This window comes from Curtobacterium sp. MWU13-2055, from assembly GCF_023242305.1.
In the GTDB taxonomy this organism is placed as follows: domain Bacteria; phylum Actinomycetota; class Actinomycetes; order Actinomycetales; family Microbacteriaceae; genus Curtobacterium.
Map to the genome: position 1 here is coordinate 841,517 of NZ_JALLIO010000001.1, position 17,264 is coordinate 858,780.

General features: G+C 70.4%; 15 protein-coding genes. All 15 read right to left on the minus strand.

What is annotated here, in order from left to right:
* Window positions 1-21: 21 nt before the first annotated feature.
* Window positions 22-858, minus strand: coding sequence for a phosphotransferase (locus tag M4960_RS03825; protein WP_248703490.1), 837 nt, complete (start codon window positions 856-858; stop codon window positions 22-24).
* A complete protein-coding gene (locus M4960_RS03830; protein WP_248703598.1) occupies window positions 855-1,205 on the minus strand; it encodes a DUF2200 domain-containing protein in 351 nt (116 codons plus the stop codon). The genes M4960_RS03825 and M4960_RS03830 overlap by 4 nt, the downstream gene beginning before the upstream one ends.
* A 13-nt stretch (window positions 1,206-1,218) precedes the next feature.
* A complete protein-coding gene (dnaE, locus tag M4960_RS03835; RefSeq protein ID WP_374202877.1) occupies window positions 1,219-4,701 on the minus strand; it encodes a DNA polymerase III subunit alpha in 3,483 nt (1,160 codons plus the stop codon).
* Between the two features lie 465 nt (window positions 4,702-5,166).
* The gene (locus M4960_RS03840; RefSeq protein WP_123938308.1) at window positions 5,167-6,096 is read right to left on the minus strand and encodes an RluA family pseudouridine synthase; all 930 of its coding nucleotides are present in this window, start codon (window positions 6,094-6,096) and stop codon (window positions 5,167-5,169) included.
* Window positions 6,093-6,761, minus strand: coding sequence for a signal peptidase II (lspA, locus tag M4960_RS03845; protein WP_260095333.1), 669 nt, complete (start codon window positions 6,759-6,761; stop codon window positions 6,093-6,095). Before lspA ends, M4960_RS03840 begins: the two co-directional genes overlap by 4 nt.
* A gap of 2 nt (window positions 6,762-6,763) precedes the next feature.
* Window positions 6,764-7,450: a DivIVA domain-containing protein gene (locus M4960_RS03850; protein WP_165900993.1), complete on the minus strand. Its 687-nt coding sequence runs from the start codon at window positions 7,448-7,450 to the stop codon at window positions 6,764-6,766.
* Between the two features lie 231 nt (window positions 7,451-7,681).
* Complete coding sequence (locus M4960_RS03855; protein ID WP_111085780.1) at window positions 7,682-7,978, minus strand: YggT family protein; 297 nt, start codon at window positions 7,976-7,978, stop codon at window positions 7,682-7,684.
* A 71-nt stretch (window positions 7,979-8,049) separates the two neighbouring features.
* Window positions 8,050-8,628 carry a cell division protein SepF gene (locus tag M4960_RS03860; protein WP_131920594.1) on the minus strand — a complete coding sequence of 193 codons (579 nt, stop codon included), beginning with the start codon at window positions 8,626-8,628 and terminating at the stop codon, window positions 8,050-8,052.
* A gap of 43 nt (window positions 8,629-8,671) precedes the next feature.
* Window positions 8,672-9,397, minus strand: coding sequence for a YggS family pyridoxal phosphate-dependent enzyme (locus M4960_RS03865; protein WP_248703492.1), 726 nt, complete (start codon window positions 9,395-9,397; stop codon window positions 8,672-8,674).
* A gap of 7 nt (window positions 9,398-9,404) precedes the next feature.
* On the minus strand, window positions 9,405-10,565 hold the full coding sequence (gene ftsZ, locus M4960_RS03870; protein ID WP_111085783.1) for a cell division protein FtsZ: 1,161 nt from the start codon (window positions 10,563-10,565) through the stop codon (window positions 9,405-9,407).
* A 145-nt stretch (window positions 10,566-10,710) separates the two neighbouring features.
* On the minus strand, window positions 10,711-11,973 hold the full coding sequence (locus M4960_RS19605; protein ID WP_248703493.1) for an FtsQ-type POTRA domain-containing protein: 1,263 nt from the start codon (window positions 11,971-11,973) through the stop codon (window positions 10,711-10,713).
* On the minus strand, window positions 11,970-13,373 hold the full coding sequence (murC, locus tag M4960_RS03880; RefSeq protein ID WP_248703494.1) for a UDP-N-acetylmuramate--L-alanine ligase: 1,404 nt from the start codon (window positions 13,371-13,373) through the stop codon (window positions 11,970-11,972). The genes M4960_RS19605 and murC overlap by 4 nt, the downstream gene beginning before the upstream one ends.
* Window positions 13,370-14,509: an undecaprenyldiphospho-muramoylpentapeptide beta-N-acetylglucosaminyltransferase gene (murG, locus tag M4960_RS03885; protein WP_248703495.1), complete on the minus strand. Its 1,140-nt coding sequence runs from the start codon at window positions 14,507-14,509 to the stop codon at window positions 13,370-13,372. Before murG ends, murC begins: the two co-directional genes overlap by 4 nt.
* Window positions 14,506-15,765: a putative lipid II flippase FtsW gene (gene ftsW / locus M4960_RS03890; protein WP_134193494.1), complete on the minus strand. Its 1,260-nt coding sequence runs from the start codon at window positions 15,763-15,765 to the stop codon at window positions 14,506-14,508. The genes murG and ftsW overlap by 4 nt, the downstream gene beginning before the upstream one ends.
* Entirely contained in the window at window positions 15,734-17,263 is a 1,530-nt protein-coding gene (murD, locus tag M4960_RS03895) for a UDP-N-acetylmuramoyl-L-alanine--D-glutamate ligase (protein WP_248703496.1), read from the minus strand. The genes ftsW and murD overlap by 32 nt, the downstream gene beginning before the upstream one ends.
* Window position 17,264: the final 1 nt, after the last annotated feature.

Genomic DNA, 17,264 nt, shown 5'->3' on the forward strand with positions numbered 1-17,264 from the left:
GGCCCCGCCACGGGCCTCCCGTCAGACGGCGACCACGTCGACCACCGGACGGTGGCGTGCGACGCACGTCGCGTCCCACGCGCCCAGCTGGTGGAGCGTCGCGATGCGGAACACGAGCGCCCGGACCAGCAGCTGACGCCACTCCGGCTCGTCGGCGCCGAGCGCGTCGAGCCGACCAACCGGGACCCCGTGCCAGCACACCGCGTCGACGGCCGCGATCGCGGTGCCGAACCCCGCCGGACGCCAGTACGGCGGCCAGTCGATGATCGTCGGTGGCTGCCCGTCGGCGAACAGCACGTTGCCGAGCAGGTCCCCGTGGACCAGCTGCGACGGTGCTCGGACCGGGCGGAACGCCGCGGCGAGCCGGTCGAGGGTCGGGTCCGACGGCAGCGGTTCCTCGCCCCACGCCATCCGGTCGGCACGTGCCCACGGGTCGGTGCCGGCGCTGGATGCGGTGCCGGGATCGGTGCCGAGGAACGCGGGCCGCTCCAGGCCGGCGATCGCGCGGTGGAAGGCACGACCCGCCCGGATCACGTCCTCGACGCGGGACTCGTCGGCCGCGCCGGGCACGAACTCCCACGCCTCCCAGTCCCCCGACCGCCAGCTGCCGTCGCGGGTGGGCACGGGGCGGGGTGTGCGGAACTCGGCCGGGTGCTCGGACTCCGATGGGTGTTCGAGTTCCGCCAGGACGCGGGCACGCCAGTCGGTCACCGCAGCGCCGTCGTGGGGCCGGAGGACGATGCCCTCGGCACGCCAGGTCAGCCCGCGCCCACCCGCGAGCGCCACGGGCGTGGACCCGGCGACCCCGAAGGCACGCAGCACCTCGGCGCCGGGAACGCTCCCGCCGGCTCCGGTCACGCGGTCCGCAACACCTTCGCCATCGGACGGCCCTTCGCGACCTCGTCGACGAGCTTGTCGAGGTACCGGATCTGCCGCATGAGCGGGTCGTCGATCTCCTCGATCCGCACACCGCAGATCACGCCCGTGATGAGCGGCGCGTTCGGGTGCAGCTCCGCGGCGGCGAAGAAGTCCTCGAACGTGGTCTCGTCCGCCAGGTGCCGTGCGAGCGCTGCGTCGTCGAACCCGGTCAGCCACGTGATGACGGCGTCGAGCTCGCCCTTCGTGTGGCCCTTCCGCTCCACCTTCGCCAGGTAGTGCGGGTAGACCGCCGCGAAGGGCGTCCCGAAGATCCGGTGTCCGGCCACGGTCACGCCCCCGCTACACCAGGCAGCGCGGCCCGAGGAGGCTCTTCAGCTCGCCGAACAGGTCGGGTGTCAGGTTCACCGGGAACGGCAACTCGAACGTGCGCGCGACGTCGTCCTTCAGCAGCTTCAGTCGGACCTCGGTCTCACCCTGGTGCCGTCCGAGCACGGCCGCGAGCTCCGTCACCGTGGACGTGGTGGCCTGCCGCTCCGGCAGTGACAACGTGAGCGGGCCGGAGCCCATCGCGTCGCCGATCGCTGGCTGGAACATGCTCACTGCGTGCAGGGCCTTGCCGTCGTCGCGGACGTTCACGCGACCGCGCAGGACCACGATCGAGTCGGCCACGAGCGACGGACCGAACTCCTGGTAGGTCTTGCCGAGGAACATCACGCCGATCTGGCCACCGAAGTCCTCGATGTCGACGATGCCGTACGGGTTGCCGCTCGTCTTCGCCACCCGGTGCTGCACGCTCGTCAGCAGCCCCGCGACCGTGACGGTCTCGCCCTCGACCGAGTCGTCGGCCGCGATGAGGTCAGCGATGGTGATCGACTGGTGCTTCGCGAGCTCGATCTCGAGCCCCGCGAGCGGGTGGTCCGAGACGTAGAGGCCGAGCATGTCGCGCTCGAACGCGAGCTTGTCGCGCTTGGACCACTCCGGACGGTCGGGCACCTGTGACACCGGACCGGTGGCCGGCGACTCCTCGGCGACCTCGGCGAACAGCGAGTCGAAGTCGAAGCCGACGTTGCCGTGGGCCTCGTCCCGCTTGACCTTGACGGCGCCTTCGACCGCGCCCTCGTGGATCTCGACCAGGGCGCGGCGGGAGTCGCCGAACTCGTCGAAGGCACCCGCCTTGATGAGCGACTCGACGGTCCGCTTGTTCGCCGACGAGATCGGGATCTTGCGCAGGAAGTCGTGGAACGACTCGAACGCGCCCTTGTCGGTGCGGGCCTTCACGATGTCGTCGACGACGTTGAACCCGACGTTGCGGATCGCGCCCATGCCGAACCGGATGTCCTCACCGACAGCGGCGAAGAAGCCGATCGACTCGTTGACGTCCGGCGGCATGACCTTGATGCCCATGCGGCGGCACTCGTTCAGGTACAGCGCGAGCTTGTCGCGGGCGTCGCCCACCGAGGTGAGCAGCGCCGCCATGTACTCGGCCGGGTAGTGCGCCTTCAGGTAGGCGGTCCAGAACGAGACGACGCCGTACGCGGCGGAGTGCGCCTTGTTGAACGCGTAGTCGGAGAACGGCAGCAGGATGTCCCACAGCATCTTGATCGCCGCGGCCGAGTAGCCGTTGTCCAGCATGCCCTTCTCGAAGCCCGCGTACTGCTTGTCGAGCTCGGACTTCTTCTTCTTGCCCATCGCGCGGCGGAGGATGTCCGCCTGGCCGAGGGAGAACCCCGCGACCTTCTGCGCGATGGCCATGACCTGCTCCTGGTAGATGATCAGGCCGTAGGTCCCGCCGAGGATCTCCGCCAGGGGCTCTTCGAGCTCCGGGTGGATCGGCGTGATCGCCTGCTCGCCGTTCTTGCGGAGCGCGTAGTTCGTGTGCGAGTTCGCACCCATGGGACCCGGACGGTACAGGGCGATGAGCGCGGAGATGTCCTCGAAGTTGTCGGGCTTCATCAGACGCAGCAGGCCACGCATCGGCCCGCCGTCGAGCTGGAAGACGCCGAGTGTGTCACCACGCTGCAGGAGCGCGTACGCCTCGGGGTCCTCGAGCCCCATGGTCTCGAGGTCGAGCTCGATGCCACGGTTGTTCTTGATGTTGTCGAGGGCGTCACTGATGATCGTGAGGTTGCGGAGCCCCAGGAAGTCCATCTTGATCAGGCCGAGCGACTCCGCTGCCGGGTAGTCGAACTGCGTGACGACCTGGCCGTCCTGCTCCCGCTTCATGATCGGGATGATGTCGATGAGCGGATCGCTCGACATGATGACGCCGGCCGCGTGCACGCCCCACTGGCGCTTCAGCCCCTCGAGCCCGAGCGCGGTGTCGAAGACGGTCTTCGCCTCGGGGTCGGTCTCGACCACGGTGCGGACGTCGACGGCTTCCTTGTAGCGCGGGTGGTCCTTGTCGAAGATCCCGGTGAGCGGGATGTCCTTGCCCATCACGGGCGGCGGCATCGCCTTGGTGAGCTTCTCGCCCATGCCGAACGGGAACCCGAGGACGCGCGAGGAGTCCTTCAGCGCCTGCTTCGCCTTGATCGTGCCGTACGTGACGATCTGCGCGACGCGCTCCGACCCGTACTTCTCGGTGACGTACTTGATCGCCTCACCGCGGCGCCGGTCGTCGAAGTCGACGTCGAAGTCGGGCATCGAGACGCGGTCCGGGTTCAGGAACCGCTCGAAGATCAGGCCGTGCCGGATCGGGTCGAGGTCGGTGATGCGCATCGCGTACGCGACCATCGAGCCTGCACCGGAACCACGGCCGGGGCCGACGCGGATGCCGTTGTTCTTCGACCACAGGATGAAGTCGGAGACCACGAGGAAGTACCCCGGGAACCCCATCTGGTTGATGATGCCGACCTCGTAGTCGGCACGCTCCTGCACCTCGGCCGGGATGCCGTCCGGGTACCGGTAGTCCAGCCCCTTCGCGACCTCTTTCTCGAACCAAGAGTGCTCGGTCTCGCCCGCCGGCACCGGGAACTTCGGCATGTAGTTCGCCGAGGTGTCGAACTCGACGTTGCACCGCTCGGCGATGAGCAGCGTGTTGTCGCAGGCCTCGGGGTTGTCGCGGAAGACGTGCCGCATCTGCTGCGGGGACTTCAGGTAGAACTCGTCGGCGTCGAACTTGAACCGGTTCGGGTCGTTCAGCGTCGAACCCGACTGCACGCACAGCAGGGCGGCGTGCGACTTGGCGTCGTGCGAGTGCGTGTAGTGCAGGTCGTTCGTGCCGACCAGCGGGATGTCGAGGTCCTTCGCCAGCCGGATCAGGTCGCTCATGATCCGACGCTCGATCTCGAGCCCGTGGTCCATGACCTCGGCGAAGTAGTTCTCCTTGCCGAAGATGTCGCGGTAGTCGGCGGCGGCCTTGACGGCTTCGTCGTACTGACCGAGGCGCAGGCGCGTCTGGACCTCGCCCGACGGGCACCCCGTCGTGGCGATGATGCCCTCGTGGTACTCCTCGAGCAGCTCGATGTCCATGCGCGGCTTGAAGTAGTAGCCCTCGAGCGACGCCTTCGACGACAGCCGGAACAGGTTGTGCATACCCGTCGTGTTCTCGGCGAACATCGTCATGTGCGTGTACGAACCGGCACCGGAGACGTCGTCCCCACCGCCGTCGCCCCACCGCACACGGGTCTTGTCCGTGCGGTGCGTCCGGGGCGTGATGTACGCCTCGGTCCCGATGATCGGCTTGACGCCGCCGGCCTTGGCGGCTTTCCAGAACTCGAAGGCGCCGAACATGTTGCCGTGGTCGGTCACCGCCACGGCCGGCATGCCCTGCGCAGCGGTCTCCTGCACGAGGTCGCCGAGCCTGGCCGCGCCGTCGAGCATCGAGTACTCGCTGTGCACGTGCAGGTGGACGAAGGAGTCGGAATCCGCCACGGAACCTCCGGTCGAACGAGCTGCTTGCGGGACGCGAACAGCCTAACCGCGACCGCGGACAAACCCGCGCGTGTCCGAGCGCTCCGACGCCGAGGTCGCACGACACGCCGCGCGCAGCCCGGCGTGGGTGCAGGAACCGTCGCTCGGCGGGCACGAAGGCCACAGATCGTGTCCCCACGGCGGTGGAGCCCGCGCGTGGCGGACGGAAGGCACGGGGCGGCGGCGCCACGGGCCTCCCGGCCGGGGTATGGACGTGACGGATGCGGCACGCCCGTCGCTCCCCCGCCGGAGTTCCACAACACGCCGCGTGCGTTCCGCCGGGGCTCCACAGACCGACGCACAGTGCGCCGAGATGCCGAGATCTCGGAACCTCGGCGGGACGACGCGACGGCGCGACGACGACGCGCGCGCCCGTCAGGACGAAGCGGCTCGGATGCGGTCGAGCGCGAGGCGCAGGTCGTCGGGGTACTCCGCCTGGAACGACACCCACTCGCCGGTGCGCGGGTGGTCGAACCCGAGTCGCACGGCGTCGAGCCACTGGCGGGTCAGCCCGAGCTCCTGCGCCAGCACCGGGTCGGCGCCGTACATCGTGTCGCCGACCAGCGGGTGGCGGGTCGCGGCCATGTGCACGCGGATCTGGTGGGTGCGCCCGGTCTCGAGGTGCACCTCGAGCAGGGTCGCCGACCGGAACGCCTCGAGGGTCTCGTAGTGGGTGACGCTCGGCTTGCCGTCGGCCGTGACCGCGAACTTCCAGTCGCTCGACGGGTGCCGACCGATGGGGGCGTCCACGGTGCCGGAGGTCGGGTCGGGGTGCCCCTGCGCGAGCGCGTGGTAGACCTTCTCGACCGTGCGCTCCTTGAAGGCGCGCTTGAGGTGGGTGTACGCGAGCTCGGTCTTCGCGACGACCATGAGTCCCGACGTGCCGACGTCGAGGCGGTGCACGATGCCCGCACGCTCGGCGGCGCCCGAGGTCGCGATGGTGAACCCAGCTGCGGCGAGGCCCCCGGGCACGGTCGGGCCGTCCCAGCCGGGCGAGGGGTGTGCGGCGACGCCGATGGGCTTGTCGACGACGACGATGTCCTCGTCGTCGTGCACGATCGTCATCCCGGGCACGGCCGCCGGCACGATGCGCGGCGGCTCCTTCGGGGACCACTCGACCTCGAGCCACGAGTCGGCGTGCAGGCGGTCGGACTTGTCGACGGGGACGCCGTCGACCCGGACCCCACCGGCGGCGACCACGTCGGCCGCGAACGACCGGCTGAACCCGAGGAGCTTCGCGATGGCGGCGTCGACACGCTCACCGGCGAGCCCGTCGGGGACGGGAAGAGAACGCGACTCGCTCACGTGGCGTCGTGCCCCAGCGCGTCGCGTCGGTCGCCGTCGTTCGGCCTGGAGGCGCGGGTCGGCTCGTCGACAGCAGCGTCAGCTGACGAGAACGCGGCCCCGCCGTCGAGCGGCTCCGTCGTGTCCGCCTGCGCAGCGCGCTTGGCGGAGACCGTGCGGGACCCGTCGAGGTTCACGCCGAGGATCACCAGCAGCACGAAGACCACCATGCTGATGCAGATGAACGAGTCGGCGACGTTGTAGATGGCCGGCATCATCCACGGCGTCGAGATGAAGTCGACCACGTGGCCGCGGCCGAAGCCGGGCTCACGGAAGAGTCGGTCGATCAGGTTGCCGAGCGCGCCGCCCAGCAGCATGCCGAGCACGACGGCCCACCACATCGACCGGATCCGACGCGAGTAGATGATGATCGCGACGACGACCGCCGCCGAGATGATCGAGAACACCCACGTCATGTTCACCGCGAAGGAGAACGCCGCCCCGGGGTTCCGGACGTACAGGAACTGGAGCGCCCCGCCCAGGATCGGGACGGGGGTGCCGTACGGCAGGTTCGCGACGACCAGTGCCTTCGCGACCTGGTCGAACGCCACCACCACGACAGCGGCGAAGGCCAGTGCCGCGATAGCGCGGACACTGACCTTCGCTCGTGATGCTGGTCGCGACAACGTCAGTTGCCGAAGCCCTGCGCCGATGCCGGCGCCGGGGTGAGACCGGACTGCTCGTTCGAGGAGTCGAGCTCGGAGAGCTGCCCCTGGATGTAGCTCTTGAGCTGGGCGCGGTAGTCGCGCTCGAACGTCCGGAGCTCGTCGATCTTGCCCTCGAGCTGGCGCTGCTCCTGCTCGAGCACCTGGACACGCTGACGGTTCGTGTTCTCGGTGTCGGCGATGATCTGGCGCTGCTTGGCCTCGGCCTCGGAGACGAGACGCGCTGCCTGGGCGGTGCCCTCGGCGATGAGCGCGTCGCGCTTCTCGACGCCTTCGCGGACGTGCTCCTCGTGGAGACGACGCGCGAGCGTCAGGAGGTTCGTGGTGCCCTCGGTGTCCTCGTCCGCCGGGACCGTGGTCGCCGGGGCGGCCGCTGCGACCGGAGCGGGCTCGGGAGCCGCCTCGACCGGGGCCGGCACGGGCTCCGGCTCGGGTTCTGCCGCGGGAGCGGGCTGCTCGGCCTGCGCCGACTGCGGGGCCGACTCGGCCGCCTGCAGGCGCTGGCGGAGCTCGTCGTTCTCCGCGGTCAGGCGACGCAGCTCGACCACGACCTCGTCGAGGAAGTCGTCGACCTCGTCCTGGTCGTAGCCCTCGCGGAACTTCGTCGGCTGGAACCGCTTGTTGACTACGTCTTCCGGCGTCAAAGCCATTGCCGTCACCTCAATAGAACTGCTGAACGTGTGGAACCACTTGCGTCGTGACCGAACTTACCAGTCACCACGTGTGGTGCGGATGCCGCGCCGGAGGCGAGCATCGATCCCGACCACCGTACACCGACGACGGGGAGGAACGACGACCGCAGCATCGGCGCGGCGCGTGTCGCGGACCTGGATCGACCCACGAGCGGGCCCGGATCGAGCCAGGAACGGACCTGGATCGGGTCAGACCGCGACGGCGATGCCGTTGACGACGACCCGGGCGATGATCACGACGAGCATGACGATCGTCCAGCCGAAGTCGAGTGCCACCGGCCCCATGCGGAGCGGCGGCAGGACCCGCCGAACCGCGCGGATCGGCGGATCGGTGATCGTGTAGACGAACTCGGAGACCACGAGCAGTCCCCCGCGCGGCCGCCAGGACCGGTTGAAGTTCTGCACGAGGTCGAGCGCGAACCGCCCCCACATGACGAAGAAGTACAGCAGGAGGGCGAGGGAGATGATCCCTAGGATCACGGACACGATGGGGCTCGCTCGTCTCGGGCGAGTGCCGTCATGCGACGACGCTCACGGGCGGGTGGCCGGGGGACGGCTCAGGACTGGGCGAAGAAGTTCGCCTCGATGTCGGACTCTACCTCAGCCGGCTCACCGCTCACTGCGACGTGTGCGGGCGACAGCAGGAAGACCTTGTTGGTGACGCGCTCGATCTTGCCGTACAGGCCGAGCGACAGGCCGGAGGCGAAGTCGATCATGCGTCGGGCGTCGTTCTCGGTCATCTGCGAGAGGTTGATGATGACGGGGATCCCGTCGCGGAAGCTCTCGGCGATGGACTGGGCGTCCTTGTACTCGCGCGGGTGGACGGTGAGGATCTCGTTCATTTCCTGGACCGGGGTCGCCTTCTGTGCGGTCGTGTGCGAGCGGCGGAGCGGAGTGACCTGGGCGCCGCGCTGGTGGGTGTGCGTCTTCGCGGGAGCGGCGGCCGGGGCCGCTGCCGGAGCTGCGGCGGCCGCGGGAGCGTCCGCCGGGGCGGGGACATCCTGCGGTGCTGCGGCCGGAGTGGCGGGAGCCTGCTGGCGCGCGGGCGCGGCCTGCTGCGGCTGCTCGTCCTCGTAGTCGAGTTCCTCGTCGGCGAGGCCGAGGTAGACCATCGTCTTCTTCAGCGGGTTGGCCATGGTTCCTCCGGAGGTTGGTGCACGTGGATGCCCTGCAACGAGGCTAGGGTGCCGCCGGCCGATTTCCCGTGATTGCGGTGCCGATCCGCAGGTGTGTCGCGCCCTCGAGCACGGCGTCGGCGTAGTCGCCGCTCATGCCGGCCGAGATGTCGGTGGCGCCGGGCTCGATCGCAACGACCCGGTCCGAGATCGCCCGCAGCCGAGCGAACGCCGCACGGGGCTCCTCGTCCAGCGGCGCGACGGCCATGACCCCGCGCAACCGGATGGTGCCGGTCTCGAGCACGCGTGCGGCCATCGCCTCGACGTCGTCCGGTTGCACGCCGCCGCGGCCGGGATCGTCGGTCAGGTTGACCTGCACGAACCCGTCGATGAGCGGTGGCTCCGGCTCGGCCTCGGTCGGCGCGAAGGCATCCACGACCGACGTGCGGTCGAGGGACTGCACGACGTGCGCGTAGCGACGGACCTGCCGGGCCTTCTTCGACTGCAGCTGCCCGATGAAGTGCCAGGTCAGGTCGAGGTCGACGAGTTCCGCGGCCTTGGCCTGTGCCTCTTGGTGGCGGTTCTCCCCCACGTCGGTGACGCCGAGTGACGCCAGCGCACGGACGAGGGACGCCGGGTGGTACTTCGTGACGACGATCAGCGTGAGGTCGTCGGCCGAGCGCCCCGCGGCGCGCGCCGCGTCGGCGATGCCGCTCCGGGCGGACGCGAGACGCGCCTCCAGTCCGTCGTCGTTGGACGAGGCGGACGGGAGGCGCGGATCACCTGCCATGGAGCGGTTACTTCAGGAAGTCGGGGACGTCGAGCTCGTCGTCGTCGTCGAACGCCGGGTCGGCGGCGCGCTGCACCGGCGGCTGGTGTTCCTGCGAGGCCCAGGAGGGGCTCGACGTGCTGGAGTCCTCGATCGCACCGGTCGAGGCGGCGACAGGGGCCGTCGCGCTCGACTCGGGGTCGACGTAGCTCGAGCGACGCTCCTTCTGCTGCTGCGCCGGCTCGCCGCCGTCGAAGCCCGCGGCGATGACGGTCACGCGGACCTCGTCGCCGAGGGTGTCGTCGATGACCGCACCGAAGATGATGTTCGCCTCGGGGTGCACGGCTTCCTGCACCAGACGCGCGGCGTCGTTGATCTCGAAGATGCCGAGGTTCGAGCCACCCTGGATCGAGAGCAGCACACCGTGCGCTCCGTCGATCGAGGCCTCGAGCAGCGGGGACGCGACGGCGAGCTCGGCGGCCTTGATGGCACGGTCGGCGCCGCGCGACGAGCCGATGCCCATGAGCGCGGAACCCGCACCCTGCATGACGGACTTGACGTCGGCGAAGTCGAGGTTGATGAGACCCGGGGTGGTGATGAGGTCGGTGATGCCCTGCACGCCGGCGAGGAGCACCTGGTCGGCCGTGGCGAAGGCCTCGACCATCGAGATGCCGCGGTCGCTGATCTCGAGCAGGCGGTCGTTCGGCACGACGATGAGCGTGTCGACCTCGTCCTTGAGCCCGGCGACACCGTTCTCGGCCTGGGACTGGCGACGCTTGCCCTCGAAGCTGAACGGCTTCGTGACGACACCGATGGTGAGGGCGCCGATCGACTTGGCGATGCGGGCGACGACGGGCGCACCACCCGTGCCGGTCCCACCGCCTTCACCGGCGGTGACGAAGACCATGTCGGCACCGGCAAGGGCCTCTTCGATCTCCTCGGCGTGGTCCTCGGCGGCACGACGGCCGACCTCGGGGTCCGCGCCGGCGCCGAGGCCGCGGGTGATCTCGCGGCCGACGTCGAGCTTGACGTCGGCGTCGCTGAGCAGCAGCGCCTGCGCGTCGGTGTTGATCGCGATGAACTCGACGCCACGGAGGCCGAGTTCGATCATCCGGTTGACGGCGTTGACGCCGCCGCCGCCGACACCGACGACCTTGATGACGGCGAGGTAGTTGTGGTTCGTGGTCACGTCAGTCAGGCCTCCGGTTGAACCCTCAACCTCTACTTGAAGTTCAGGGGCAATGCTGGTAGATGTGGTGCTGGCTTCGACGCTACGGGTGGGTTCCGCGCACTGTCGCCCCGCCACGCCGCGTGTCGCCGATCAGGTCGGCAATTCAGTCCTTCGCGCGGATCACGCCGTTGTCCGGCGCGGACACGTCGTACTCGACCACGACACCCGGATTCCGCGCCGCGTGGTCCTTCACCAGGGCGGCGAGCAGCGCGGCCTTCGCCTCGGAGTCGTCGGGGCTCCCCCACACGACGGTCGAGCCGTCCTTGAGCGTCAGGGTCACGTCGTCGGCGGTGGACCCGGCGACCCGCGTGACCTGCGACCGGACGGTCGACGGCAGCGCCAGCACGACCTCGGTCATCGTGCGGAAGCTCGAGGACCCGAGGCGCGCACGGGCGATGTCGGCGAGCGGCATGGTGGCCGGACGCTGCGGCGACGACTGCACGACGATGCCGGCCGGGTCGACGAGGTCGAACGAGCTGCCGGACTTCACGGCCACGACGGGCGTGCGCTCGGTCACCGTCACGACGAGGGTGTGCGGCGGGGCCTCTTCGGTCACGTAGCTCTCGATGAGCGGGAAGCCGGCGATGTCCTGCTTGATCTCGTCGAAGTCGAGCCGCGCGAGCGGGGTGCCGATCTGGTCGGAAAGGGCCTGCCGCAGCGCGGTCTCGTCGACGCGGTTGGTGCCCTTGACCTCGATCGTCTGCAGGGCCATCAGCGGCGAGAACACCGCCACCAGGATCGAGACGCCGAGCACGAGCACGATGCCGGCCGCGGTGATCCACGCGGCGCGGCGGTGGCGGCTGCGCCGGGTGAACCGTCGCACCTCGGCCCGCTCGAGCAGACGACGGCGACGCTTCGCGATGCGCGCCTCACGCGCGGTCTCGGCAGCGCGGACGCCAGCACCGATGGGTGCGTCGTCGTGCTGGACCGGCCGGGAGGCACTGCCCGCGTCGAGCACGTCGGTCACGGTCGCGTCGTGGTCGACCCCACCGCCGGACGCACCGGGGCGCGTCCGGTCGCGGTCGTCGGGGTGGTCCTCGTTCGGCGTGTACTCGCGCAGGCGGTCGGCCACCGTGGACAGTCCGGCGCCGAAGCGGCGCCCGGCGGCGCCGGCGAGGGCGCCGACGCGGTCACGGGGCGAACCGGACGCATCGGTGCTCGCCGTCGGGTCGGGGGTGGGCTCGGACGTCTCCACGACCGGAGCCTCGTCGTCGGGCGTGGGACGGGCCTCCCGGTCGTCGGGTGTGCGCCCGCGGAACGGGAACCGCGGCATCGAGGGGCCACGACGCTGCCGGGGCGCGTCGGCGCCCTCGACCGGGGCGTCCCTGCGGGCGTCCCCCTCGTCGAACCCCTCGGGTCGCCTCACCGTACCAACGCTCCCAGCACCTGCGGGATGATCCGGTACACGTCACCGCAGCTGAGCGTCATGATGATGTCGCCGTCGCGGGCGACCGCGGCGGCACGGGCGGCGGCCTCGTCCCAGTCCGGCAGGAACTCCACGCGGGACTGGTCGGCGAAGCGCTCCTGCACCAGGGCGCCGGTGACGCCGGGCTCCGGGTCCTCGCGCGCGCCGTAGACGTCGAGGACGACCGTGTGGTCGGCGAGCTCCTCGTAGACCCGCGCGAAGTCACCAGCCATCAGACGGGTACGGGAGTACAGGTGGGGCTGGTGGATCGCGATGATGCGGCCGTCGCCGACGACGTTGCGGGCGGCCTTGAGCGCCGCGGCGACCTCGGTCGGGTGGTGCGCGTAGTCGTCGTAGACCGACACCCCGCGCTCGACACCGTGCAGTTCGAAGCGGCGCTGGGTGCCGCCGAAGGCCTCGAGCCCGCGGATCGCGTCGGCGGCGCTCACGCCCAGGCCGGTCAGGACCGCGAAGGCACCGACGGCGTTGATCGCGTTGTGCCGGCCCGGCACGCGGAGGGTCAGGTGGTGTGCCTCGCCGCCGGCGCGGAACGCGACCTCGACGCCCGCGGACTCGATGATCCGCTCGATGCGCACGTCCGCGTCGACGGCCTCGCCGAAGGTGACGACCTCGGGGGCGTCGACACGCGCGCGGATGCCCGCCGTGACGGTCTTCGCGCCGGCGTCGTCGCTCGAGATGACGACGCGCTCGCTCGCCTTCGCGGCGAACTCGACGAACGCCTCGGTGAAGGCCTCCTCGCTGCCGTAGTGGTCGAGGTGGTCGGCGTCGACGTTCGTGATCAGGGCCACGGCGACGTCGTAGAGCAGGAACGAACCGTCGGACTCGTCGGCCTCGACCACGAACAGGTCGCTCGAGCCCGGCGCCGAGCTCGTGCCGAGCGACTGGATGACGCCGCCGTTGACGAAGCTCGGGTCGAGGCCGAGCTCGACCATCGCGGTGACGATCATGCCGGTCGAGGTGGTCTTGCCGTGCGCGCCGGCGACCGCGACGAGGCGGTGCTCGGCGATGAGGGCGGCGAGGGCCTGGGACCGGTGCAGCACCGGCAGGCCGCGGCGCTGCGCCTCGAGCAGTTCGGGGTTGTCCGGCCAGAGCGCGCTCGTGACGACGATCGTGTCCGCGTCGCCGACGTTCGCGGCGTCGTGGCCGATGTGCACCGCGGCGCCGAGGTCGCGCATGATGCCCGTCGTCTCGGTCTCGCGGGAGTCGCTGCCCGTCACGCGGTGACCGGCGGCGAGGAACATCCGGGCGATGCCGCTCATGCCGGCGCCGCCGATGCCGACGAAGTGGACGGTGCCGAGGTCGTCCGGGATCGGCTGCGTCAGGTCCGGCTTGATGGTCATGGTTCCTCCGTGGTGCTGGCGGCGCCGTTGCCTCGTGCGGTTCCTCGTGCGGCACCTCGTTCGGTGCCTCGTGCTGCGTCCAGGACGAGGTCGGTCATCCGGTCCGCGCCGTCGCGGTGTCCGACGCTGCCCGCCCGGACCGTCATGTCCGCGATGCGGGCCCGGTCCTGCAGGATCGTCAGGAGCTGGAACGTCACCCAGTCGGGGTCGAATTCCCCGTCCGCCACGAGCACTGCTCCCCCGGCGTCGACGACGTCCTTCGCGTTGTGCCGCTGCTCGCCGTTGCCGACAGGGTACGGCACGAGCACGCTCGGCAGCCCGACCGCGGTGAGCTCGCAGACCATGCCGGCACCGGAGCGGGACACGACGAAGTCGCTCGCCGCGTACGCCAGGTCCATCCGGTCGCAGTAGGCGAGCACGTGGTAGCCGTCGAGGTCGCTCGGACCGATGTCCGACGCCGCCCCGACGACGTGCAGGACCTGCCAGCCGGCGCCCACGATGGTCGCCGCGGACTTGTTGATCGTGCGGTTGATGCTGCGGGCGCCCGAGGAACCCCCCGTGACGAGGAGCACCGGGCGAGCCGGGTCGAGCCCGAACTCGGCGAGGGCCTCGGCACGACTGGCACGGCGGTCGAGCGACTCGATCTCGCGCCGGAGCGGCATGCCGACCACCCGGCCGTGCCGCAGTCGGGTGTTCGAGAAGGTCAGGCCGACGTGCTCGGTGAGGAACGCGGCGAGGCGGTTCGCCAGCCCCGGCTTCGCGTTCTGCTCGTGCACGACGATCGGGGTGCCGGTGCGCCGGGCCGCGATGTACGCCGGCGCCGCCGCGTAGCCGCCGACGCCGAGGACGACCTCGACCTCGCGCTCGCGGATGATCTGCTCGGTGCGCTTGACGGCCGCGGCGAAGCGCTGGGGGAAGCGCAGGGCCGCGCCGTTCAGCTTCCGGGGGAACGGCAGGCGCGGGATCGTCAGGAGCTCGTAGCCGCGCATCGGCACCAGGCGGGACTCGAGGCCTTCGGCGGTGCCCAGGACGAGCACCTCGGCATCCGGCTCGCGCTCGGTCAGCCGGTCGGCGACCGCGAGCAGGGGGTTGACGTGTCCGGCGGTGCCCCCGCCGGCGAAGAGGTACTTGCTCACCGGAGTCGTCCGTTCGTGGTGGTGCTGTCGAGGGGCGGGTTCGTGGTGCGCGGGTCGTTCTTCCCGGGCAGGTCGCGGGCGAACGACAGCACGACGCCGATCGCCACCAGGGTCATGATGAGCGCGGACCCGCCGGCCGAGATCAGCGGCAGTGGGACGCCGAGGACCGGCAGCAGGCCGAGCACCACGGCGATGTTCACGAGCGCCTGGCCGATGATCCACGCCAGGATGCCGCCCGTGACGGTCTTCACGAACGGGTCGCGGGACTGCCGGATGATCTTGATCATGCCGACGGCGAGCACGACGAACAGGGCGAGCACGACGACGGCGCCGATCAGGCCGAGCTCCTCGCCGATGATCGCGAAGATGTAGTCGTTGTCCGCCTCGGGCAGCCACGACCACTTCGCCTTGGAGTTGCCGAGTCCGACGCCGAACACGCCACCGGACGCCAGCGCCCACATGCCGTGCACGGGCTGCCAGCACAGGTCGGCGTACTGGTTCGAGTCGGTGCAGCCGGACAGCCACGCGCTGATGCGCACCTGGCGGGACGACGACGCCATCGTGACGAACGGCAGCATGACCGCCATCGCCGCCAGGCCGACGAGCAGGTGCCGGGCGCGGGCGCCGCCGACGTAGAGCGCACCGAGGACCAGGATGAGCATGATCATCGCGGTGCCCTGGTCGCCACCGAGGATCACGAGGCCGAGCGACAGGAGCGAGGCGATCCCGATCGGGATGAAGACCTCTTTCCAGTCGTCGAGCTTGTCGCGCTTGACGTACATGATCGCGCCGATGCCGAGCACCAGGCCGAGCTTGACGACCTCGGACGGCTGCGCGGTGAACGAGCCGATGCCGATCCAGTTCCGGTTGCCCTGGACGTCGATGCCGAGCGGTGTGTACACGAGCAGCTGCAGGACGAGCGCAGCGCCGAGCAGTCGCATCGCCCACTTCCGCCACAGCCGTGTCGGGATTCGGCTCGCGACGAGCATGAGCGGGATGCCGAGGACCGCGTACAGACCCTGGCGGGACGCTGCACCGAAGAAGTCGTGCGTCGCGGCGTACTGCTCGACGCTCGACGACGACAGGACCATCACGACGCCGAAGACGACCAGGAAGAGCGTCACGCCGAGGATCGTGTAGAAGGTGCTGGACTCGGCGACGAAGACGTTCTTGACGGCGACGAGTGCACCGTTCGTGCGACGCGGGTTGCCCGTCGCCGGCGTGCTACGACTGTTCGGAAGATCCGTCGTCGCCATCGGCGTTGCCTCCCAGGTGCTCGTGGACCGCCGCCGCGAAACGACGCCCCCGGTCGGCGTAGGAGCCGAACTGGTCGAACGACGCAGCCGCCGGGGCGAGGAGGACCGTGTCGCCCGGCCTCGCGACCGATGCGGCATGCCGGACCGCCTCGGGCATAACCTGATCAGTGTCCGTCGTCTCCACCTGGAGCACCGGCACCCCGGACGCGTGTCGCGCGAATGCCTCCAGGACGGGGGTCCGGTCGCTGCCGATCACGACGACGGCACGGACCTCCGGGCCGAAGCGTGCGACGAGCCCCTCGACGTCGACGCCCTTGAACAGGCCGCCGACGATCCACACCACGGTGTCGAACGAGGCGAGCGAGGCGGTGGCGGCGTGCGGGTTCGTGGCCTTCGAGTCGTCCACCCACGCGACGCCGGCCGACTCGGCCACGAGCTCCGTGCGGTGGTGGTCGGCGCGGAAGGCCCGGACGGCGGACTGGATCGCACTCGGCTGGACGGTGCCGGCACGGGCGAGGGCCGCGGCGGCCAGGACGTTCATCGTCATGTGCGGGCTGGCGAGCCCGGCGACCTCGAGGTCGGCGAGGGTCGACAGCTCGAGCGCGCTGTTCCGACGGTCGTCGTTGAAGGCGCGGTCGCACAGGACGTCCTCGACGATGCCGACGTCCCCCGGCGCGGGCACCCCAGGCGTGAAGCCGACGGCACGGCAGCCCTCGACGACGTCGGCGTCCTGCACCATGTCGCGCGTGACGTCGTCGGCGGTGTTGTAGACGCACGCCATCACGGTGCGCTCGTAGACCTTGGCCTTCGCGGCGCGGTACGCCGCGGCGGAGCCGTGCCACTCGAGGTGGTCGTCGGCGATGTTCAGGCAGGCGCTCGCGAGCGGCACGACCGCGCCGTCGCCCGAGGTCGCCATGTAGTGCAGCTGGTGGCTGGAGAGCTCGACCACGAGCACGTCGTAGCCGTCCGGGTCGCGGACGACGTCGAGCACCGGCACGCCGATGTTGCCGCAGGCCACGGCACGCAGGCCGCCGGCCTCGTACATCGCGGTCGTGAGCTGCGTCGTGGTGGTCTTGCCGTTCGTGCCCGTGATCGTGATCCACGGCGCCGCGACCGGACCGCGCACGACCTTGTCGCGCACGCGCCAGGCGAGCTCGATGTCGCCCCAGACCGTGCTGTTCTGGACGGACCACTCGACGGTCGCGTTGTGCGGCGGCAGGCCGGGCGACACGATGACGACGTCCGGTGCCTGCTCCTGCAGCGCGGCCGGCACGGCGTCGAGCGGCGTCTGCACGAAGCGCGCACCGATGACGTCGAGCAGGTCGACGCTGTCCGACGGCGCGTCGGACGAGTAGACCGTCACCGCACCGCCGAGCTCGACCAGGGTGTCGGCGACCGAGAACCCGGTCGCGCCGAGCCCGAGGACGGCGACGTTCAGGCCCTTCCATCCCTCGGAGTACCAGCTGTCGAGGGACTGGAGACGGGAGGACGTGGACACC